Below are 21,060 nucleotides of genomic sequence, written 5' to 3' on the forward strand. Positions count from 1 at the left end.
GTTCACCTCCTGGGGAGCAGCAAAGAACGGTGCCATTCGAAGAAAGCGGGAAGGACGGCACGAAGGACACGGAAAGCTGATATTCCCCCGCGTACCGTGCCGATCCGGACCAGTTCATGTTCCGGAGCGTCCACGACCACCCGGACGGCCGCAACCGGGCGGGGTCCACCCGACGTCGCGGTACGGAGCGTGGCGGCGGACTCCATGTCGACGGCGATCGCGCCGCCCGCGCCCAGCGCGGCCCGCTCGGGGCCGCGGACCACGTGGTCGGAGCCGATCAGCGGCCCGGTGTGGACGGCACGCCCGGGCACCGCCTTGGCCAGGGCCTTCGCCAGGAGCTCGGTCCCGGTGCAGAGGGTCGTGCCGTCGGGGGCGCGGGTCTCGTCGGCGACGATCAGGTCCCCCGGGTGCATGCCGGGGGCGAGGCCCGCGCAGAAGCCGGAGGCGATCACCGCGGCCTCCCGCCAGGGCTCCTCGCCGAGCGCCCGGGACACGGCCCGCCGGGCCCGGTAGGGTCCCATGCCGGTGCGCAGCACGCTCACGGGGCCCGGCGCGCCGACCCGGTCCCCGCTGCGCAGGGCGAACTGCTCGATGCCGAGCGCGCAGGCGATCAGCAGCGGCGGGCCGGCGCCCGGGCCGGGCTCGCGGCCCATCAGTCCTCCTTGCGCGGCGAGGGATCCCCGTACACATAGCGCCCGAGCGCCGTGAGCGGGAACACCTGCCGGTAGAGGTGGTAGTTGATGGAGAAGTCCCAGGGGAAGCCGGTGCCGGTGAAGTACGGCTCGTCCCAGGAGCCGTCCTCCCGCTGGTTCTCGGCCAGCCAGGCGATGCCCCGCCGGACGGGCTCGGAGTCGCGCTCGCCCGCGGCGAGGAGGGCGATCAGGGCCCAGGCGGTCTGGGAGGCGGTGGAGGGGCCGCGCCCGACCCATTCCTCCTCCTTGTACGAGCGGAGGTCCTCGCCCCAGCCGCCGTCGTCGTTCTGCGCGGACCCGAGCCAGTCGACGGCCCGGCGGAACGCCGGGTGCGAGGCGGGCAGCCCGGCGGCGGCGAGCGCGGGCAGCACCGAGCCCGTGCCGTACACGTGGTTGACGCCCCAGCGGCCGAACCAGGCGCCGTTGGACTCCTGTTCGGCGAGGAGCCACTCGATGCCCCGGCGGGCGCGCGGGTGCCCGGCCATTCCCTCGTACGCGAGCATCTCCACCACGTGAGCGGTGACGTCGGCGGAGGGCGGGTCGATGACCTCGCCGAAGTCGCAGAACGGCAGCTTGTTGGGGAAGACGCTGGTGTTGTCGGCGTCGAAGGCTCCCCAGGCGCCGTTCTTCGACTGCATGCCGAGCGTCCAGCGGGCGCCCCGGGCGACGGCCGCCTCCAGCCGGGCCGGGTCGGGGTGCTTCACCCGGCGCAGGGCGAGCAGGACTTCGGCGGTGTCGTCGATGTCGGGGTAGTTGTCGTTGTGGAACTCGAACGCCCAGCCGCCCGGCGGGAGTCCGGGCCGGCGCACCGCCCAGTCCCCGGTCCGGGTGATCTCCTCGTCGAGCATCCAGTCCACGGCCTTCACGAGCGCCGGATGGTCGGGGCGGAGCCCGGCGTCGGCGAGCGCGATGGTGGCCAGGCAGGTGTCCCAGACGGGCGACTGGCAGGCCTCGATCATCCGCGAGCCGTCCTCGCGCCAGACGGCGAACCGGTCGAGCGACTCCAGGCCGGCCCGCATGACCGGGTGCTGGAGGTCGTAGCCGAGGAGGTGGAGGGCGATGACCGAGTAGACGGCGGGCGGCTGGATGCCGCCCCAGCAGCCGTCGTTCTCCTGGCGCTCGACGATCCACCGGGCGGCGACGTTCATGGCCGTACCGCGCACCCCACGCGGGGCGAAGCGGTGGTAGACGTGCAGCGCCTTGTCGAGCCGCTGGAAGATGCCGTCCCAGCCGGTGGCCGGGGCGAGCGGCCGGGGCGGGTTCGGGCGCGCCGGGTCGGTGTGCAGCTCGTCGAGCGGGAAGGGCGCGGGCCGGACCGGGCGCTTCGCGGAGACGACGGTGAGCGGCACGATCGTCTGCCGGGCCCAGCAGCCGAAGTCGTAGATGTTGAGCGGGAACCACTTCGGCAGGAAGAGCAGCTCCGGTGGCAGCTCGGGCAGGTCCTCCCAGCGCCACCAGCCGAAGAGGGCCAGCCAGATCCGGGTGAAGACCCGGGTGGCGGCGATCCCGCCGCGGGCGCGGACCCAGGCGGAGGCGCGGGCCATGTGCGGGGCCTCGGGCGGGTCTCCGGCGAGCCGCAGGGCGACATAGGCCTCGACGGTGGCGGAGAGCTCGCCGGGTCCGCCGAAGAAGGTGGCCCAGGCGCCGTCCTCGCGCTGCTCGCGGCGGATGTGGAGGGCGGCGGCGCGGGTGGTGTCGGCGTCGAGGATGCCCAGGAACTGGCGGAGGAGCAGGTCCTCGGCGTCCATGGTGACGTTGGTCTCCAGGTCGCCCTTCCACCAGCCGGCCGGGTCCTGGCGTGCGAGCAGGTGCTCGGCGGCCCGTTCGGCGGCCCGCGCGGCGGTGCCGTCGAGGCCGGACGCGAGGGCGTCGGTGTCGTTCGTCTTGCTGGCCGCGGCTGCCCGGGGGCCCACGGCCCCGGCGCTTCCGTCGGTCGTCGCTGTCATGGCTTCCCCTTTGTGCAGTCGGTTCCTTCTGCTCCTGCGGGTCTGCCGTCGGCCGGCGCCGGATGGCACCGGCCGGCGACTGCGAACTCATATGAGGGTGATGGTGATCATCTCTTCCGTACGACCACGAAGTCGGCCAGTGCGACGAGCTGGTCCCGCACCCGCGACGGCATGTCGACCTCGTTCAGCGCCGCGATCGCGATCGCGTGCTGGCGGCGGGCCTCCTGGGAGGTCCACTCGCGTCCGCCGGCCTCCTCGATGAGGGCCGCGCGGGTGGCGAACTCCTCCTCGGAGAAGGTGTCGAAGTCGATGGACTTGGCGTCCGCGGCGAGCAGTTCGCCGAGCCGCTCGGAGGCCGGGCCGCCCGCGGCAAGGGCGGCGACGACCGGGAGGGACTTCTTGCGCTGGCGCAGGTCGCTCCAGGTCTGCTTGCCGGTGGCCTCCGGGTCGCCCCAGATGCCGAGGAGGTCGTCCACGGCCTGGAAGGCGAGGCCCAGGTGGTAGCCGTACTCCTCCAGCTTGTCGGCGGTGCGGTCGTCGGCTCCGCCGAGGACCGCACCGATGGAGACGGCGCAGGCGAGCAGGGCGCCGGTCTTGTTGCCCTCCATCTCCAGGCACTCCTCGACGGTGACCCGCTCGCGGTGCTCGTAGGAGATGTCCTGGGCCTGCCCGTCGATCAGCTTGCGGCTGGCCGTGGTCAGCCGGCGGGTGGCACGGCCGGCCTCGACGGTGCCGAGTTCGAGCAGGATCTCGTTGGCGAGGGCGAAGAGGGCGTCGCCGACGAGGATCGCCTGCGCGGGGCCGTGCACCTTCCATACCGTGTCGCGGTGGCGGCGCTGCTCGTCGCCGTCCATCAGGTCGTCGTGGAGCAGCGAGAAGTTGTGCACGAGCTCCACGGCGACGGCGCCGGGGATCCCGACCTCGGGCCCGACACCCGCGGCCTCGGCCGACAGCAGGGCGAGCGCCGGGCGAACGGCCTTGCCGCTGTCGGCGTCCGTCGGGTTGCCGTGGGCGTCGATCCAGCCGAAGTGGTAGGCGGCCACGGTGTCCATGGGCGGCGCGAGGCGGTCGACGGCCGCCCGCAGTACGGGGGTGGACAGGGTCCGCCCCCGCTCCAGCAGTGCGGACACGTCCGCGGTGTCGACGGCCGGGTGTCCCGGCTGCACTGTCGGCACGGTCTCTCCTCTTGTTCCGGTACTCACACTCATACCGCCTCCTGCAGCGGATGGTCATGGCGGCGGCCGAGGGCGGAGAGCGCGGCGCCCGCGGCGCTGAAACCACTGCGGACGGCACCCTCCATGGTCGCGGGCCAGCCGGTGGCGGTCCAGGCCCCGGCCAGATACAGCCCCGGGGCCCTGGTGCGGGCGCCGGGCCGGAGCCGGCCGACGCCCGGGGTGGGGGCGAACGTGGCCGTCCGCTCCCTGGTGACGAAGAAGTCGCGGATCCCGGCGCCGCGGGCGGCGGGCAGGAGTCGCTCCAGCTCGGGGAGGTACTTCTCGCGCAGGGCGGCGACGGGTTCGTCGATCTCGTCCTGGGCGGCGGACTGGGAAACGGCGAGGTACTGTCCCACCCGTCGCCCACCACCACCCTTGTCCGAGGGCCCTTCGGGCCCGCCCCTCAGTAGTCCGGAGGAGTCGGTGCGGTCGAAGACCCACTGCACCGGGGAGCCGAGCGTGGTGAAGAAGGGCTGCTTCAGCACCTTGCGGTCGTAGACGACGTGCAGGTTGAGGATGGGCGCGGTGTCGATGTCGAGGAGCCGGTCGGGGTCGTCGAGGGCGCCCTCGGGCAGCAGGCCGTGCGTCTCGTGCTGCGGGACGGCGAGGACGACCGCGTCGGCCTCGATCCGCTCCCCCGGCACGTCGACGGCCCAACGCCCGTCGTCGGTACGGGAGATCCGCTCGGCCTTGGTGCGCAGCGCGGTGCGGACCCCGAGGGCGTCGAGTTCCTTCGCGGCGCGGGTGTCGTGGAGTTCGCCGAGCGGGACGTGGGCCCAGCCGATGTCGGCGGCGCCGGGCTCGGAGAGGAGTCCGGTCTTGAAGACCATCGCGGCGAGCCCCATGGAGGCCTGCGGGGCGGGGGCGTTGAGGGTGGGGATGCCGACGAGGTCCCAGAGGGCCTCGACGGTCCGCGGGGACTGTCCGTGCCGGCCGAGCCAGGTGGCGAAGTCGATGCCGTCGAGCGCCGGGTCGGCCGGGTCGAGCTTCTTCAGCGCGAGCGCGGCCCGGCCCACGGACGCGCGCTCGGCGAGGGAGAGGTGCGGGTAGCTGGCGAGGCTGCGCGCGAGGTGCAGCGGTACGGGGAGGTTGTCGCGGCGGATCCGGCCGAGCCGGGGGCCGCGGGGGTGCGCCACGTCGAGGACGGGGACGTCGAGGCGGTCCTGGAGCGGCGCGAGCCGGGCGCCGCCGACCCGGTCGAGGAACCAGCGGTAGGCGGTGCAGCAGCGCAGGTAGACGTGCTGGCCGTTGTCGACGGTCAGGTCGCCGCGGCGGAAGGAGAAGGCGAGGCCGCCGAGCCGGGGCCGGCCTTCGAGCAGGGTGACGTGGACGCCGCTCTCGGCGAGCTGGAGCGCGGCGGTGATCCCGGCGAGCCCGCCGCCGACGACGACGGCGGAGAGCTGCCGGCCGGTGCCGGACGCGACCGACGGGGTGGTGTGCTCGGTTCCTTCGGGGTTCACTCGGCCTCCGTTCGGGTCGTCGCGGTCGGATTCGGGGACGCCTCGGGCAGGGACGCCGGAGAGGCGCCCGGGGTTGCCCGGCGGGCGGGGGCGCACGGGCGCATCAGGCACGCCTCCTGACCGTGCGGCGGGCGATGTGGCGGGTGTCGAGGCCGGAGAGGCCGCGCACCGCGACGTACGCCTTCTCGCGGCCCGGCAGGGAGACGCGGCCGCGCAGGACGGCCTCGGGGTCGCGCTCGATGCGGTCCAGGAGGCGGCGGTAGATGCCGGCCATGGCGGCGACGCAGGCGCCGCTGCGCCGGTCGAGCATGGGCAGGAGCCGGTAGCCCTCGGCGAACAGGGCGCGGGCGCGCCGCACTTCGAAGTGGACGAGCCCGGCGAAGTCGGCGCCGGGGGCCGGCGTCTCGCTGCCGAAGCCGTCTCCGCAGCCGAACTTGGCGAGGTCGTCGGCGGGCAGGTAGGTGCGCCCGTTCCCGGCGTCCTCGCGTACGTCCCTGAGGATGTTGGTGAGTTGGAGCGCCAGGCCCAGGGTGTCGGCGTACTCGGGTGCCCGGTCGGCGCCCTGGGCGCCGGGCTGGGTGCCGAAGACGCCGAGGGAGAGCCGGCCGATCGCGCCGGCGACGCAGCGGCAGTAGACCTTGAGGTCGTCCCAGGTCTCGTAGGTCGCGCCGCGCACGTCCATGAGGACGCCGTCGATGAGCTCGTCGAGGCCGCCGAGCGGGATCGGGAAGCGGCGGGCGGAGTCGGCGAGGGCGACGGCGACGGGGTCGGTGTCGTCCTCCTCGACCAGGCCCTTGCGGATGCGGTCGAGGATGTCCCGGGTGGCTTCGAGCCGCTCCCGCTTCTCCTCGGTCGGGAGCGTGCCGTCGCCGATGTCGTCGACGCGCCGCGAGAAGGCGTACAGCGCGGACATCGCCTGCCGCTTCTCGGCCGGGAGCAGCCGGATCCCGTAGGCGAAGTTGCGGGCCTGCTGTCCGGTGACCGCCTCGCAGTAGCTGTAGGCGGCCTGGACCGGTGCGGACGGCTGGTGCTGTGCCTCCACGGTCGCGCTCACCCCTCTCTCCGCGCCCGGAGCAGTACCGCTCCCGCCTGGCGCATCAGGCTCGGCTTGGTGGACTTCGGTGGGCCGGCCAGCACGTCGTATCCGGCGTCGGTGACGGCGTCGAGCGCGGCGAGGCCCCCGGCGGTGAACCCGGCGAGGAGGAGGCGGAGCCGTCCGTGGACGCTGCCGACGAGCGGCTCGCCCGCGTGCAGGAGCGCGCGGGCCCGCTCGGCCTCGAAGGCGATCAGGGCCCGCACGGAGGCGCCGGCGGTGGGCGCGGCGAGGTCGCGCTCGGTGACGTGGAAGCGCTTGAGGTCCTCGGCCGGCAGGTAGATCCGGTCGCGGGCGAGGTCCTCGGCGACGTCCTGGAGGTGCTCGACGATCTGGAGGGCGGTGCAGATCTCGTCGGAGCGCCGGATCCGCTCGGGGGTGTCGGTGCCGGTGATCGCGAGGACGAGCCGGCCGACGGTGTTGGCGGAGAGCTCGCAGTACGCGAGGAGGTCGTCGTACGTCTCGTAGCGGCGGACCAGCTGGTCCTGCCGGTTGGCGGCGATCAGGCCGAGGAAGGGCCCGGGGGTGAGCCCGCGCCGGCGGACGGTCGGCTGGAGCGCGCGCAGCAGGGGGTGGTGCGGGGTGGAGTCGAAGACCCGGTGGAGGTCGGCCTCGAAGGCGTCGAGGAGGACGAGCCGGTCCGCCGCGGCCGCGGGGTCGACGCCGAGGTGGCGGGCGTCGGCGCCGCCGGGGGCGAGGTCGCCGTCGCCGATGTCGTCGACGAGCCGGGCGAAGCCGTAGACGGCCATGAGGTCGTCGCGCCAGGCGCGGGGCAGGAAGAAGGGGGCCACGGGGAAGTTCTCGTCCGCGGCCTTGCCGAGTGTGGCGCGCGAGGAGGCGTCGGTGCGCGCCTGCCGGGTCTCCGTCACTGGGCGGTTCCCGACGGAGGGACGGCGACACCCTCGTGGAGCTGGAGATTCTGCGTCATGGCCGTCACGTCTCCCGTTCTACACTGCCGATCCAATCCATCCTATTTCGGACACGCCGCCGACCCCCTGCCCGTGGGGCCGCCACCCGGGGGCCCGATGGCCGCGGGGTATCGCCCTAACTTGCCGCGAAACAGACCGGTCCAGCTTACGTTGTACGACGACCTTCGCCATTCCGGGGTGGCAGGGGTCGCGCACCTCACCCGTACGGACCGCCAACGAGCTTGCTCCGCAAGGGACTTCGGGGTCAGCCGGCGGTCGCGCCGGAGACCACCATGGCGAGGGTCGCCTCGACGACGACACTCCTGCCCTGGGCGGAGAGACGACGAAGGGGACCGTCGACCAGGAGGAGTGACAGACCGTGCACGGCCGACCACGCGGCGGCACCGGTGGCGGGGCGGGCGCCGGGCCGCGCGGCGCCGAGCGCGGCGAGAGCTTCGAGCGCCTCCCTGAGCAGGGTGAACGCCCGGATCTCGGGCTCGGCGGGCGAACGGTCGGGCGCGGGCTCGCACGCGGTGGCGGGGCGGGGGACGCAGAACGCCGCCCGGTAGAGGCCGGGCTGCTCCACGGCGAAGCCGACGTACCCCCGGCAGAGGGCGGTGACCCGGCGCTCGGCCGCGAGGGCGGGGTCGTCGGCGCCGGGTTCGCGGGCGGCGGCCCGCTCCATGGAGGCGGCGAGCTCCCGGCGGGCGTGGGCCCGGACGGTGCGGAGGAGTTCACCGCGCCCGTCGAAGTGCCGGTAGGCCGCGGTGGGCGAGACGCCGACCCGGCGGGCCGCCTCGCGCAGGACGACCCGCTCGGGGCCGCCTTCGCCGGCGAGGTCGACGGCCGCGCAGATCAGCGCGTTGCGCAGATCGCCGTGATGGTAGGTCTTTCCCGCCGAGGTCGCTGCCATGGGCTCATCCTGCCCGAAGTTAACCGCATGAACATTCCGGGTGGGGCTCGCGACGCGCGGAAAACGGAAGAACCCCTACCGGATGAAATCCAGTAGGGGCTTCCATGGGCCGAGGGGACTAGCGCGCGGTCTCGCGCTCGTACGCCTTGAGGACTTCCTCGGTGGGGCCGTCCATCAGGAGCTGCCCCTTCTCCAGCCAGAGCACCCGGTCGCAGGTGTCCCGGATGGACTTGTTGCTGTGGCTCACCAGGAAGACCGTGCCGGCCTCCTTGCGGAGCTCGCGGATGCGCTCCTCGGAGCGGATCTGGAACTTGCGGTCACCGGTGGCGAGGGCCTCGTCGATGAGGAGGACGTCGTGGTTCTTGGCGGCCGCGATGGCGAAGCGGAGCCGGGCTCCCATGCCGGAGGAGTACGTCCGCATGGGCAGGCTGATGAAGTCGCCCTTCTCGTTGATGCCGGAGAAGTCGACGATGCCCTCGTAGCGGGACTTCACCTCCTCGCGGCTCATGCCCATGGCGAGACCGCCCAGGATCACGTTGCGCTCGCCGGTGAGGTCGTTCATGAGGGCCGCGTTGACGCCCAGGAGCGAGGGCTGCCCGTCGGTGAAGACGTTGCCGCTCTCGGTGGGGAGCAGGCCGGCGATGGCGCGCAGCAGGGTGGACTTGCCGGAGCCGTTGGAGCCGATGAGGCCGATGGCCTCGCCGCGGTAGGCGGTGAAGGTGACGCCGCGGACCGCGTGGACCTTGCGGACGCCCCGGGACACCTCGGCCTTGCCGCGGCCGACGATCCGGCTGAGCGCCGCCGTGGCGCTGCCCTTGCCGCCGCCACCGGCGTTGACCCGGTAGACGATGTGGACGTCGTCGCAGATGACGGTGGGGACCTTGCCCTGGTTCGTGTCAGCCACGGCCGTACCTCTCCTCGGCCTTCCAGAAGTAGACGAAACCGCCGATGCCGAAGAGCACGGCCCAGGCGAGTGCGGTGATCCAGACGTGGTCCGGCAGGTTGTGCGCGCTGTAGCCCTCGATGAGGGCGTAGCGCATCAGGTCCATGTACACGGCCGCCGGGTTGTACATGAGGACGTCGGAGATCCAGGCGGGCTTGTCGGCGAGCATCGTCTGGATCGAGAACATCACGCCGGACGCGTACATCCAGGTGCGCATGATGAAGGGCATCAGCTGCGCGAGGTCGGGCGTCTTGGCGCCCATCCTGGCCACGATCATGGCGAGGCCCGTGTTGAACACGAACTGCAGGGCGAGCGCCGGGATCACGAGCAGCCAGCGGAGCGAGGGGTAGCTGCCGAAGAAGATCGCGACCGCCACGAGCACGATCATCGAGTACAGCAGCTGCTGGAGCTGCTGCAGCGAGAAGGAGATCGGCAGGGTGGCGCGCGGGAAGTGCAGGGCCCGGACGAGTCCGAGGTTCCCGGAGATCGCCCGGACGCCGGCCATGACCGAGCTCTGGGTGAAGGTGAACACGAAGATGCCGGTGACGAGGAAGGGGATGTAGACCCCCTTGGACATGCCCCGGCCGGCGTCCAGGATGAGCCCGAAGATCAGGTAGTAGACCAGGGCGTTCAGGAGCGGGGTCGCCACCTGCCACACCTGGCCCAGCTTCGCCTGGCTGTACTGGGCGGTCAGCTTCGCGGAGGAGAAGGCCAGGATGAAGTGGCGGCGGCTCCACAGCTCGCGGACGTACTCGCCGAGACCGGGCCGGGCACCGCTGACCGAGAGGCCGTACTTCGCGGCCATCGCGGCCGAGGAGAGGCCCTCGTCGACGGACGGAGGCGCGCTCGTCGCGACCGCCCCGCCCTGGTGTGTGTCACTCACAAGTCGAAACTTTCGTGTTCAAGATGCGCGGCACGTCGGGTACCACGATGTCAGACGACCGGGGGGCGACCCAGCCGGGTCAGCCGCCACACCGTACGCCACCTCATGGGGCGGCGCGGTCCGCAGGGGGTCGTCCAGCCCGCACGGAATCCGCCGAGCCACGCCTTCAGCGCGGAGGGCGAGGGCCGCCGGGCCAGGGTGAGCAGGAGCCAGACGCCGAGATAGACCGGCACCAGGGGCGCGGGCAGATTGCGACGTGCCAGCCACACTCGGTTGCGGGCCACGTTGAAGTGGTACGAGGCGTGCCGGGACGGGGCTGTGGTGGGGTGCAGCAGCACCATGTCGGAACGGTAGTCGATCATCCAGTCGGCGTCGAGCGCGCGCCAGGCGAGGTCGGTCTCCTCGTGCGCGTAGAAGAACTCGTCGGGCAGACCGCCGACTTCGGCGAAGACCTTGGTACGGACGGCGTTGGCGCCGCCGAGGAAGGTGGTCACCCGCGAGGAGCGCATCGGGTCCGCGGAGCGGAGCCGTGGCACGTGCCGGCGCTGGGTGACCCCGGTCTCCGGATCGGCGATCCGGAAGCTGATGATGCCGAGGCGCGGGTCGGCGGTGAAGGCCTGCCGGACCAGCTCGGCGGTGTCGGTGTGCGCGAGCAGCCCGTCGTCGTCGAGGAAGAGCAGGACGTCGACGTCGGTGCCGCCGGGGCCGAAGGCCTCGATGCCGACGTTCCGGCCGCCGGGGATGCCGAGGTTCTCGGGCAGGTCGACGGTCCGCACCCAGTCGGGCACCCCGGTGACCGGGGCGCCCTGACCGACGACGACGACCTCGATCGGGTCGCCCTCCTGCTTCGCGATCGAGTCGATGAGCGCGCGCAGGTCGTCGGGGCGGGTGCCCATCGTGATGACGACGGCACCCACCCTGAGCGGCGTACTCACGGCCGGCCTCACTTCAGCCTGCTGGAGACCATGATCGACACCAGGTGCAGCACGGTCTGGAGCAGTGCGATGCCGGCGAGGACGGCGACACCGAGCCGGGAGAAGAAGAGGTCTCCCCTGGCCTGGTCCGCGATCGCCAGGACCACGATGAGCAGCGAGGCCTCGATGCCGAGGACGAGCCGGTGGAACTTGAGCGCGGCGGCGGCCCGGCGGGCGAGCGCCATGCCGGAGGAGCGCGGCTCGGAGGCGGCCTCCTTGACCGGCGGCAGTCCGCCCTGGTGGCGGGCGACACCGACGAGGTCGGTCTCGGCCTTGATCAGGATGGCGCCGAGGGCGGCGAGCGTGCCCAGGAAGGCCCACAGCCAGTCGATCCGGCCCGAGCCCCACAGGTCGGAGGCGCGCAGGCCGAAGCCGACGAGGACGGCCGCGTCGCACAGGTAGGCGCCGACCCGGTCCAGGTAGACCCCGGCCAGCGAGTACTGCTTCTTCCAGCGGGCCACCTCGCCGTCGACGCAGTCGAGCAGCAGGTAGAGCTGGACCATGAGCGCGCCGAGCAGCGCCCCCGGGATCCCGGGCACGAGCAGGGCGGGTGCGGCGAGGACGCCCGCGAGCGTCATGACATACGTGAGCTGGTTCGGCGTCACCTTGGTGCCGACGAGCTGCCGGGTGATCCTGAGCGAGATCTCCCGCATGTACAGGCGGCCGCCCCAGTGCTCACCGCTCCGCCGGTCCTTCACACCCGGGGGGTGGACGACCGGGCGGAGCTCCGCCACCGAGGGCTTCCGCACAGGACGGACCTCAGCTACCGATGGATTTGGCATAGTCGGCGTACGCGTCCCTGATCTCGTCGTCGGACAGGTCGAGGTGTTCGAGGATGGTGAAGCGGCCCGGCCGGGTCTGCGGGGCGAAGGACACCGCCTGGACGAACTCGTCCACGGTGAAGCCCATCTCCTCCGGCAGGACGGGCAGTCCGTGCCGGCGCAGGGTCTCGACCATCAGCGCGGAGGCGTCGCGGTCGCCGCGCAGGTGCATGGCGAAGGCCGCGCCGAGACCGCACTGCTCGCCGTGGCTGGCGGCGCGGGTCGGGAAGAGCAGGTCGAAGGCGTGGCTGATCTCGTGGCAGGCGCCCGAGGAGGGGCGGCTGTCACCGCTGATCGACATGGCGATGCCGGACATCACCAGGCCCTCGGAGAGCGTGACGAGGAAGTCGTCGTCGCCGACGCCGCCGGGGTGGCGGAGCACTGCCTCGCCGGCGCTGCGGGCCATGGCGGCCGCGAGGCCGTCGACCTTCTCGCCGGTCTCGCGGTGCGAGAGCTCCCAGTCCGCGATGGCGGACAGGTTGGAGATCGCGTCGCCGATGCCGGAGCGGACGTACCGCACGGGGGCGTCCCGGATCACGTCGAGGTCGATGACCAGCGCGATCGGGGTCGGCACACCGTAGGAGCCGCGCCCGTTGTCGTTGTCCAGGGTGGAGATCGGCGAGCAGATCCCGTCGTGCGACAGGTTGGTGGCGATGGCCACCAGCGGCAGCCCGACCCGGGCCGCCGCGTACTTCGTCACATCGATGATCTTGCCGCCGCCGAGGGCGACCACGGCGTCGTACCGCTTGCCGCGCATGGCGTCGGCGAGCTTGACGGCCTCGTCGATCGTGCCGCCCGAGACCGGGTACCAGTCGGCGCCGGGCAGCTCGGGGGCGAAGTGGTCACGCAGCTTGAGGCCCGAGCCGCCGCTGATGGCGACGGCGATCTTGCCGTTGCTGGAGATCCGCTGGTCCGCGAGGAGCGCGGACAGGTCGTCCAGCGCTCCCCGGCGGATGTCGACGACGACCGGCGAAGGGATCAGCCGAGTCAGTACTGGCACGCGATCTCACGGCCCTTCGCGAGGTCGTCGTGGTTGTCGATCTCGACCCACTTGACGTCACCGATGGGCTCGATGTCGACGGTGAAGCCGCGGTTGACGAGCTCCTGGTAGCCGTCCTCGTAGTAGAGGTCGGGGTCGCGCTCGAAGGTGGCCTTGAGCGCGTCGGCGAGCTCCTCGGCGGCCTCGGCCTCGATGAGGGTGACGCCGATGTACTCGCCGGTGGCGGTGGCCGGGTCCATCAACTTGGTGATGCGCTCGACGCCCTTGCCCTCGGCGACGATGACCTTCATCTCCTCGTCGGCGAGGCTCTTCACCGTGTCGAGGGCGAGGATGATCTGGCCCTTGCCGCGGGCGGCGAGCAGGGTCTTCTCGACGGAGACCGGGTGGACGGTGTCGCCGTTGGCGAGGATCACACCGCGCTTGAGGACCTCACGGGCGCACCACAGGGAGTAGGCGTTGTTCCACTCCTCGGCCTTGTCGTTGTCGATGAGGGTGAGCTTGAGGCCGTACTTGGCCTCGAGGGCGTCCTTGCGGTCGTAGACGGCCTCCTTGCGGTAGCCGACGACGATCGCGACCTCGGTGAGGCCGATCTCGGCGAAGTTCTTCAGCGTCCCGTCGAGGATGGTCAGCTCGTTCTCGGTGCCCTCGCCGGACACGGGCACGAGGGCCTTCGGAAGCGTCTCGGTGTAGGGGCGCAGACGCCGTCCGGCACCGGCTGCCAGTACGAGGCCGATCATGCTGTTTCTCCTTCGTCGTGAACGGCGGGTGCTCCGGAGGAGACCCAGAAACGGATGGACTCCACGAGCACCACGAGCGCGACGGCGACCGCGAGGGCGGTCAGTGCCAGAGTGAAGTCGTCACCGCGGTCCGCCAGGAAGGCGGCGAGGACGGTCACCAGGAGCGTGCGCCCCTCGTGTCCGCCGGTGACGCGCACCAGCCACGCGGGCGGCGCGCCGGTGCCGCCGCGAATGCGGTACACCGTGTCGTAGTGATGGTAGGCGACGGCCGCGACCAGCCCGAATGCGGCGGGGAGCGCCTGGGCGGCGTCGGAGCGCGCGGCGAGGATCAGGATCGTGCCGTACTCGGCGGCGCGGAAGAGCGGGGGCAGGAGCCAGTCGAGGGCGCCCTTGAGGGGCTGGGAGACGGCGAGTCCGGACAGGAGCGCGTAGGCGACGGCGCCGCCGACCACGGCCCAGGGGTCGCCCTGGACGAGGGCCGAGCCGAGCACGGCGACCGCTGCGAGAGCCGCGAGCAGCGGCGTACTCACAGAGTGGCGGGCGTCACGGGACCGGAGCCGCGCGACGGTCTCGGCGATCGGCCCCGAGTCCGCCAGGTCCGCCAGCGCCTGGGCGGCCCGGTCGGTGCGCTTCGCCTTGCGGGTCAGGGAGCGCAGGACCCGGCCGGCCGTGGTGTAGCAGGCGCCGAAGGAGCAGCCGATGATCAGGGCCCAGAAGACGATCCGGGGGCTGGTGGTGGCGGTGAGGACGGCGATCATCGCCCAGCGCTCGCCGATCGGCAGGATGATCATGCGGCGGGCCCAGACCGTCCAGCCGACGCTGTCCAGCTTGCTGGAGAGGGCGGCGGTCGGGCTGGTGTTGGCCGTGGCGTCGTGGTTGGCCTCGTTGAAGGAGAAGTCCACGACGTGCCGGCAGGTCATGAGGACCATCGCGCCGAGCGCGAGCGCCCAGACGTCGTCCCCGTTGCGGGCGGCGCCGAGGGCGAGGCCCGCGTAGAAGGCGTACTCCTTGGCGCGGTCGAAGGTGGCGTCGAGCCAGGCGCCCATCGTCGAGTACTTGAGCGCGTAGCGGGCGAGCTGCCCGTCGGTGCAGTCGAGGACGAAGGAGACCAGGAGGAGGACGCCGGCGGCGATGTAGCCGCCCCGCTCGCCGGTCGCCGCGCAGCCGGCCGCGATCAGGGCGGTGAGCAGCGAGGCGGTGGTGACCTGGTTGGGCGTGAGACCGCGGCGCGCGCACCAGCGGGCGATATAGCGCGAGTACGGGCTGATGAAGAAGGTGGTGAAGAAGCCGTCGTGCGCCTTGACGGCCGAGCGAAGGCGTACGGCCTCGTCGTCGACGGCGTCGACGGCGGCGCGGGCCTCGTGGCGGGCCTCGGCGTCGGTGGGCACGGTGGCGACGAGGGTGCCGAGCTGGGGCCGGTGCACGGCGACGCCGTCGGCGTCGAGGGCCTCGGCGAGCGCGTCGGTGAGGCCGTCGGTGAGCGTGCCGGTGACGGCGGGCCCGGTGGTCGCGGAGACCGTCTCCAGGGCGCGGGCGAGCGCGGGGCGGGCCTCGCGCTGCGCGGTGAGCGCGCCGGGGGCGGCGGCCGCGGGAAAACGGGGGTCGGTCAGGGTGAGGCGCAGCGCGTGCAGGTGACCGACGAACCGGGGGTCGACGAGCGCGACGCGCTCGCCCGCCGGGACGGCGGCCAGCAGGGCACCGGCCTCCTCGGCGCCGGAGACGATCCGGACGTCGAAGCCGAGCGACCGCAGATCACCGTCGAGCGAGGATCCGGGTGCCGGCGGGCCGGTGAGGATGGCGGTCGACAGACGAACTCACTCCTTGAAGCTGACGGAGGGGCCGGCGGGGCCATGGCGGCCCCGGGCGCGGCGGTGTGGCCCGGCACCGGGCGGCGACACGTCGGCTGAGGCTATCGGATGAACGGAACACGAGTTCACCGAGGCTTCGCCGCCAGGACTCCCCCGGGACCGTCCGTGTCCGTCCGGGTGCGCCGTGTGCCGCGGAGATCATCATGGGCGATCGGCGGCCCGCCTCACAAACCCGCTCCGGACGACCGGCGGCACCGTCTCCTCGTTCTGGCGTTGTCGCAGGTCAGAGCATATGACAACGGTGTTCAGTACCGTGTTGCACATACCCCCCACCCGTAGTTCACTTGCGAATCGGGGCACACGAGCGACACGACCGGGAGGCCTTGTCATGGGGGCTGGACACGACCACGGGCACAGCCACGGCGGCCCGCCGCCGACGGGTACGGCGGCTGCCGGGTACCGGAACCGGCTGCGGATCGCACTCGGCATCACGCTCTCCGTGATGGTGATCGAGATCATCGGCGGTCTGGTCGCCGACTCGCTCGCGCTGATCGCGGACGCGGCCCACATGGCGACCGACGCCGTCGGCCTCGCGATGGCGCTCCTCGCGATCCACTTCGCGAACCGGCCGCCCTCGGGGAACCGCACGTTCGGGTACGCCCGGGCCGAGATCCTGGCGGCGCTCGCCAACTGTCTGCTGCTGCTCGTCGTCGGCGGTTACGTGCTGTACGAGGCGATCCAGCGGTTCATCGAGCCGGCCGAGACCAAGGGCGGTCTGGCGATCGCGTACGCGGTGATCGGCCTGGTGGCCAACGTGATCTCGCTGTCGCTGCTCATGCGGGGCCAGAAGGAGAGCCTCAACGTGCGCGGGGCGTATCTGGAGGTGCTCGCGGACGCGCTGGGTTCGGTGACCGTGATCGTCGCGTCCGCGATCATCCTGACGACGGGCTGGCAGTACGCCGACCCGATCGCCTCGATCGTGATCGGTCTGATGATCGTGCCGCGCACGTTCAAGCTGCTGCGCGAGACCCTGGACGTGCTCCTGGAGGCGGCCCCCAAGGGCGTCGACATGGCGGAGGTACGGGCGCACATCCTGGCCCTGCCGGGCGTCGAGGACGTGCACGACCTGCACGCCTGGACGATCACGTCGGGGATGCCGGTGCTCTCGGCGCACGTGGTCGTCGACCAGGGCGCGCTGGACTCGGTCGGGCACGAGAAGATGCTGCACGACCTCCAGGGCTGCCTGGGCTCCCACTTCGACGTGGAGCACTGCACCTTCCAGCTGGAGCCGGTCGGGCACGCGGAGCACGAGGCGAAGCTCTGCCTCTGAGCGGCCCCTGCTGTTAGTCTCACCCGTACGCACACGTGTGGAGAGGAGCTGAGGTTGATGACCGTCGCGATGGAGGCTGCCCAGTGCGGCAGCGCCCGGTCGTCCCTCAGCCTCCGGGTCTCCGGCTGACCTGATCCCGGTCTTCCCACCGGTACGTCACGTCGTCGGCCGGGACCCTCTTCGCAAAGGGTTTCCCACGTTGTCCGACAACGCTCTGCACGACTCCTTCTTCGCCCTGCACCACGGCCTTCCGCGCCAGGGTCCGGGCTCCGACACCACCACCCGTCGGCTCCTCGCGCTCGCGGGGCGGCTCCCCGAGCGCCCGCGTGTGCTCGACCTGGGCTGCGGCCCCGGCCGCTCCGCGCTGCTCCTGGCCGCCGAGGCGGGCGCCGAGGTGACCGCCGTCGACACCCATGAACCGTTCCTCGCGGAGCTGCGGGAGACCGCCGCCGCCCGCGGGCTCGACGGTGCGCTCCGCACCCTGAACGCCGACATGGGCGCGCTGCCCTTCCCCGACGGCTCCTTCGACCTGGTCTGGGCCGAGAGCTCGGTATTCGTCCTCGGCTTCGACCGGGCCCTGGCCGAATGGCGCAGGCTCCTCGCGCCCGGCGGCACCCTGGTGCTCACCGAGTGCGTCTGGACCACCGAGGAGCCGGGCCCGGTGGCCCGCGCCTTCTGGGAGGACCACTACACCCTCCGTACCGTCGCCGGGAACGCGGCGGCGGCCGTCGAGGCCGGCTACCACGTCCTGGGGACCGTCCCGCAGCCCGAGAGCGACTGGGACGAGTACTACGTCCCGCTCGCCGCGCACGCCGACGCGGCGGACACCACCGTGCCCGGCATGGCCGAGGCGGTGGCCGGGGCCCGCACCGAGATCGCGCTGCGGCGCGAGCACGGCGCGGACTACGGGTACGCCGGCTTCGTCCTGCGGCCCGCCGATCCGCGCTGGCACACCCGCCCGGAGACCGAGGCGGACGCCGCGGCGATCCGGCGGGTCGTCTCCACGGCCTTCGGGTCGGAGGCCGAGCCCTCGGCGACGGAGGCCGATCTCGTCGAGGCGCTCCGTCTCGACGAGTCCTGGCTGCCGGGTCTGTCGTACGTGGCCGAGGCCCCGGACGGCACGGTCGCGGCGCACGCGCTGATCACCCGCTGTCTGGTGGGCGGCGCCCCCGCGGCCGCGCTCGCTCCGGTCTCGGTGGCTCCCGCCCACCAGCGGACGGGGGCCGGGCAGGCCGTCGTCCGTGCGGTGCTCGACGCGGCCCGGCTGCGCGGCGAGCCGCTCGTGCTCGTCCTGGGCCATCCGGAGTACTACCCGCGGTTCGGGTTCGTACGGGCGTCCGCGTATGGAATCAAGCCAGGTTTCGAGGCTCCGGACGAAACGATGATGGCGCTCGTCCTGGACGGTTCCGTACCCGTTCCACCGGGCACGCTCGCCTACCCGGCACCTTTCGGGGTGTAGTGCCCCATTGCGTCCCTCCCGCTCCCGCCGCACCGCCTGTACTCCGGTGCGGTGGGAGCGGCCACGCCCGGCCGCCGAAGTACGGACAAGCCGGTTTTGTACGGCAGACTGTGGGGGCCCCACCGGGCCGAGGACCGATGCGAAGGATGGGTATGCCGATCACACCAGCCCCCGCGGCTCAGATCTCGCCGGAGACCGCGTCGAACGGCGTCCAGCCGTCCGGAGTCCCGGCGCCGATCATGCTCGAACTGGTCGACGAGGAGGGGAGGACCATCGGCACCGCGGAGAAGCTCGCCGCGCACCAGGCGCCGGGTCAGCTGCACCGCGCCTTCTCCGTCTTCCTCTTCGACGAGTCGGGCCGGCTGCTGCTCCAGCGACGGGCGCTCGGCAAGTACCACTCCCCCGGCGTCTGGTCGAACACCTGCTGCGGACACCCCTACCCGGGCGAGGCGCCGTTCGCCGCGGCGGCCCGGCGCACCTTCGAGGAGCTGGGCGTCTCGCCGACGCTGCTCGCGGAGGCCGGCACCGTCCGCTACAACCACCCGGACCCGGCCTCGGGCCTGGTGGAGCAGGAGTTCAACCACCTCTTCGTCGGCCTGGTGCAGGCCGACCCGCGGCCGGACCCGGAGGAGATCGAGTCCACCGCCTTCGTGACCGCCGACGAGCTGGTCGAGCGGCACGCCGCCGTGCCCTTCTCGGCCTGGTTCATGACGGTCCTGGACGCGGCGCGTCCGGCGATCAGGGAGCTGACGGGTCCGGCCGGAGGCTGGTGACCTCGGAGGCACCTCCCGGCCCCGGTGCCACCGGGGCCGGGGGTGTCCGTCAGATCGGCCCCAGCGGCAGCGCCGCCCAGATGATCTTCCCGCCGCTCGCGGTGTGCTCGACGTCGCAGGCGCCGCCGGCCTCCTGGGCGATCTCGCGGACGAGAAGCAGCCCCCGGCCGCCGGTCTGCCCCCAGTCCGCCTCCAGCGCCTTGGGGCGGTACGGGTGGTTGTCCTCGACGGACACCCTGACCCACTCGGGGCCGATCGCGACCTCCACCGCTATCTCCGGGGAGAGCAGCGCCGCGTGCCGCACGGCGTTGGTCACCAGCTCGGAGACGATCAGCAGCAGGCCGTCCATGATCTCCTCATGGACCGGGACGCCCTGGCGCACCAGCAGGTCGCGTACGGCGTGCCGGGCCTGCGGGACGGAGACGTCGACCGCTGCAGCGGTGAAGCGCCAGACTCCTTCGTAGGACGGTTGCCGGGCGGGGACGCCTCCGTGGGTCTCCACGGTCCCGTTCCCACCCTCGTGCTCGATTCTCGCCACGGATCGAGTCTTGGCAATGCGCGCGGGCCGACCGACCTACTGACCAGAAGTCGACACTTATCGGCCACCTTCTGATCGGCTGAGTATGCCAACGTCAGTTGTTCGACTGTTCCTGCGTACTTTCTGAGGACTCCGGAGGCGGGGCGGCAGCCGGCGCCGACGGGGTCACCATACGGACGATCCGTCGGCCGCCCACCCCGATCGCGATCAGGCCGAGACCGTCGAAGAGCAGGGCGAGCGAGAAGAAGACGCCGAGGACGTACCGGCTGCTGTCCGGCCAGTCGAACAGCACCAGCAGACCGAGCAGCAGCCCGAAGGCGCCCTGGAACAGCGTCCAGCCGAACTGCGGCCCCCGCACCACCAGACTGCCCACCAGCCGGAACAGCCCGCCGGTGAGGAACAGCAGGGCGGCGAACATCGTCAGCGCCTCCGCCGAGCCCTCCGGGTGACGGATGACCACGACACCGGCCGCGATGTTCAGCGCGGCCACCACGACGGCGAGCCAGAAGTAGCTGGTGCCGCGCGACTGGACGGCCTGCAGCAGCCCCACGACGCCGCCGAAGAGCAGCAGCAAGCCGAAGAGCAGCATGGACGTCAGCGTGGCGGCGGCGGTGTAGACGAGGCCGACGAGACCGCCGATCACGAGCAGGGCGCCGAGCACGGCCAGCCCGCTGAAGTTGCGGCGGAGCTTCTTCCCCTCGCGCGCCATCTCACGGACCGGGTCCGGGCCGGCCTGCGCCCCGGCGTCCTCGGCCATGTGGTGCCTCCTCGGAGCGGCCCCTTCCTGATCGTACGTTCGGGTCCGGCGGATAGCATCCGCCCCATGGAGCCGCAGCTGAAGGAAAGCGTCACGGACGGGATCGCCACCGTCGTCATCGCCAACCCCGCCAAGCGCAACGCCATGAGCGCCGGGATGTGGCGCGCCCTGCCCACCGTCCTGGAGCGGCTCGCCGCCGACCCCGCCGTCCGGGTCCTGGTCCTCACCGGCGAGGGCGACACCTTCTGCGCCGGGGCGGACATCGCGGGGCTGCGGGAGCCCGGCGACGAGCAGCAGACGCTGGCGGTACGGGCCGAGGACGCACTCGCTGCCTTCCCCAAGCCGAGCCTCGCCGCCGTGCGGGGCTTCTGCGTCGGGGGCGGCAGCCAGCTCGCCGCCGCGTGCGACCTGCGCTTCGCCGAGGAGGGTGCCCGCTTCGGGATCACGCCCGCGAAGCTCGGCATCGTCTACCCGTCCTCCTCGACCCGCAGGCTCACCGCCCTGGTCGGGCCCTCGACCGCCAAGTACCTGCTGTTCTCGGGCGAGTTGATGGACGCCGAGCGGGCGCTGCGGACCGGGTTCGTGGACGAGCTGCACCCGGCGGGCGCGCTGGACAAGCGGGTGGCCGAGTTCGCCCGGGTGCTCGCCTCCCGCTCGCTGCTCACCCAGGCGGCGGCCAAGGAGTTCGCCGACGGGCGCGTCGACCGGGACGAGCACTGGGCGGAGCAGGCACGCGGCAGCGGCGACACCGCCGAGGGCGTCGCCGCCTTCCTGGAGCGCCGCGCGCCCCGGTTCACGTACGGGATCTAGG

At 72.4% G+C, this 21,060-nt stretch carries 20 protein-coding genes; 4 read left to right on the plus strand and 16 right to left on the minus strand.

Annotated elements, in window-relative coordinates; all coding sequences use genetic code 11:
• Positions 1-2 precede the first annotated feature (2 nt).
• From AC07AW_RS18900 to AC07AW_RS18965, 14 genes are all read right to left on the minus strand, one after another.
• A complete protein-coding gene (locus tag AC07AW_RS18900; protein ID WP_478816608.1) occupies positions 3-653 on the minus strand; it encodes a phosphorylase family protein in 651 nt (216 codons plus the stop codon).
• On the minus strand, positions 653-2,638 hold the full coding sequence (gene shc / locus AC07AW_RS18905; protein WP_478816609.1) for a squalene--hopene cyclase: 1,986 nt from the start codon (positions 2,636-2,638) through the stop codon (positions 653-655). Before shc ends, AC07AW_RS18900 begins: the two co-directional genes overlap by 1 nt.
• A 107-nt stretch (positions 2,639-2,745) precedes the next feature.
• Positions 2,746-3,846, minus strand: coding sequence for a polyprenyl synthetase family protein (locus AC07AW_RS18910; protein WP_478816610.1), 1,101 nt, complete (start codon positions 3,844-3,846; stop codon positions 2,746-2,748).
• Positions 3,843-5,312: a hydroxysqualene dehydroxylase HpnE gene (gene hpnE, locus AC07AW_RS18915; protein WP_478816611.1), complete on the minus strand. Its 1,470-nt coding sequence runs from the start codon at positions 5,310-5,312 to the stop codon at positions 3,843-3,845. Before hpnE ends, AC07AW_RS18910 begins: the two co-directional genes overlap by 4 nt.
• A gap of 103 nt (positions 5,313-5,415) precedes the next feature.
• The gene (gene hpnD, locus AC07AW_RS18920) at positions 5,416-6,366 is read right to left on the minus strand and encodes a presqualene diphosphate synthase HpnD (RefSeq protein WP_478816612.1); all 951 of its coding nucleotides are present in this window, start codon (positions 6,364-6,366) and stop codon (positions 5,416-5,418) included.
• Positions 6,363-7,274, minus strand: coding sequence for a squalene synthase HpnC (gene hpnC / locus AC07AW_RS18925; protein ID WP_478816613.1), 912 nt, complete (start codon positions 7,272-7,274; stop codon positions 6,363-6,365). The genes hpnD and hpnC overlap by 4 nt, the downstream gene beginning before the upstream one ends.
• Positions 7,275-7,578: 304 nt before the next feature.
• Entirely contained in the window at positions 7,579-8,226 is a 648-nt protein-coding gene (locus AC07AW_RS18930) for a TetR/AcrR family transcriptional regulator (protein ID WP_478816614.1), read from the minus strand.
• A 118-nt stretch (positions 8,227-8,344) separates the two neighbouring features.
• Positions 8,345-9,130: an ABC transporter ATP-binding protein gene (locus tag AC07AW_RS18935; protein ID WP_478816615.1), complete on the minus strand. Its 786-nt coding sequence runs from the start codon at positions 9,128-9,130 to the stop codon at positions 8,345-8,347.
• Entirely contained in the window at positions 9,123-10,052 is a 930-nt protein-coding gene (locus tag AC07AW_RS18940; RefSeq protein WP_478816616.1) for an ABC transporter permease, read from the minus strand. Before AC07AW_RS18940 ends, AC07AW_RS18935 begins: the two co-directional genes overlap by 8 nt.
• 50 nt (positions 10,053-10,102) lie before the next feature.
• On the minus strand, positions 10,103-10,948 hold the full coding sequence (locus AC07AW_RS18945) for a glycosyltransferase family 2 protein (RefSeq protein ID WP_478816900.1): 846 nt from the start codon (positions 10,946-10,948) through the stop codon (positions 10,103-10,105).
• Between the two features lie 47 nt (positions 10,949-10,995).
• Complete coding sequence (locus AC07AW_RS18950; protein WP_478816617.1) at positions 10,996-11,775, minus strand: CDP-alcohol phosphatidyltransferase family protein; 780 nt, start codon at positions 11,773-11,775, stop codon at positions 10,996-10,998.
• A gap of 10 nt (positions 11,776-11,785) precedes the next feature.
• Positions 11,786-12,847 carry an iron-containing alcohol dehydrogenase family protein gene (locus AC07AW_RS18955; RefSeq protein ID WP_478816618.1) on the minus strand — a complete coding sequence of 354 codons (1,062 nt, stop codon included), beginning with the start codon at positions 12,845-12,847 and terminating at the stop codon, positions 11,786-11,788.
• Positions 12,835-13,584 carry a phosphocholine cytidylyltransferase family protein gene (locus tag AC07AW_RS18960; RefSeq protein ID WP_392156077.1) on the minus strand — a complete coding sequence of 250 codons (750 nt, stop codon included), beginning with the start codon at positions 13,582-13,584 and terminating at the stop codon, positions 12,835-12,837. Before AC07AW_RS18960 ends, AC07AW_RS18955 begins: the two co-directional genes overlap by 13 nt.
• Complete coding sequence (locus AC07AW_RS18965; RefSeq protein ID WP_478816901.1) at positions 13,581-15,392, minus strand: DUF5941 domain-containing protein; 1,812 nt, start codon at positions 15,390-15,392, stop codon at positions 13,581-13,583. Before AC07AW_RS18965 ends, AC07AW_RS18960 begins: the two co-directional genes overlap by 4 nt.
• Before the next feature lie 388 nt (positions 15,393-15,780).
• On the opposite strand from AC07AW_RS18965, the gene AC07AW_RS18970 reads away from it, so the two are divergent.
• From AC07AW_RS18970 to idi, 3 genes are all read left to right on the plus strand, one after another.
• Positions 15,781-16,722 carry a cation diffusion facilitator family transporter gene (locus AC07AW_RS18970; protein ID WP_478816619.1) on the plus strand — a complete coding sequence of 314 codons (942 nt, stop codon included), beginning with the start codon at positions 15,781-15,783 and terminating at the stop codon, positions 16,720-16,722.
• A 199-nt stretch (positions 16,723-16,921) separates the two neighbouring features.
• On the plus strand, positions 16,922-18,181 hold the full coding sequence (locus tag AC07AW_RS18975; RefSeq protein WP_478816620.1) for a GNAT family N-acetyltransferase: 1,260 nt from the start codon (positions 16,922-16,924) through the stop codon (positions 18,179-18,181).
• A gap of 152 nt (positions 18,182-18,333) precedes the next feature.
• Complete coding sequence (gene idi, locus AC07AW_RS18980; RefSeq protein WP_392156081.1) at positions 18,334-18,954, plus strand: isopentenyl-diphosphate Delta-isomerase; 621 nt, start codon at positions 18,334-18,336, stop codon at positions 18,952-18,954.
• Between the two features lie 49 nt (positions 18,955-19,003).
• Here the strand turns inward: idi and AC07AW_RS18985 are convergent, their stop codons facing one another.
• Positions 19,004-19,456, minus strand: coding sequence for an ATP-binding protein (locus AC07AW_RS18985; RefSeq protein ID WP_478816902.1), 453 nt, complete (start codon positions 19,454-19,456; stop codon positions 19,004-19,006).
• 130 nt (positions 19,457-19,586) lie between these two features.
• Positions 19,587-20,249: an HdeD family acid-resistance protein gene (locus AC07AW_RS18990; RefSeq protein ID WP_478816621.1), complete on the minus strand. Its 663-nt coding sequence runs from the start codon at positions 20,247-20,249 to the stop codon at positions 19,587-19,589.
• 66 nt (positions 20,250-20,315) lie between these two features.
• Between AC07AW_RS18990 and AC07AW_RS18995 the strand changes: the two genes are divergently transcribed.
• Entirely contained in the window at positions 20,316-21,059 is a 744-nt protein-coding gene (locus tag AC07AW_RS18995) for an enoyl-CoA hydratase/isomerase family protein (protein ID WP_478816622.1), read from the plus strand.
• Position 21,060 lies beyond the last annotated feature (1 nt).

It is taken from the genome of Streptomyces sp. NPDC044003, from assembly GCF_056435185.1.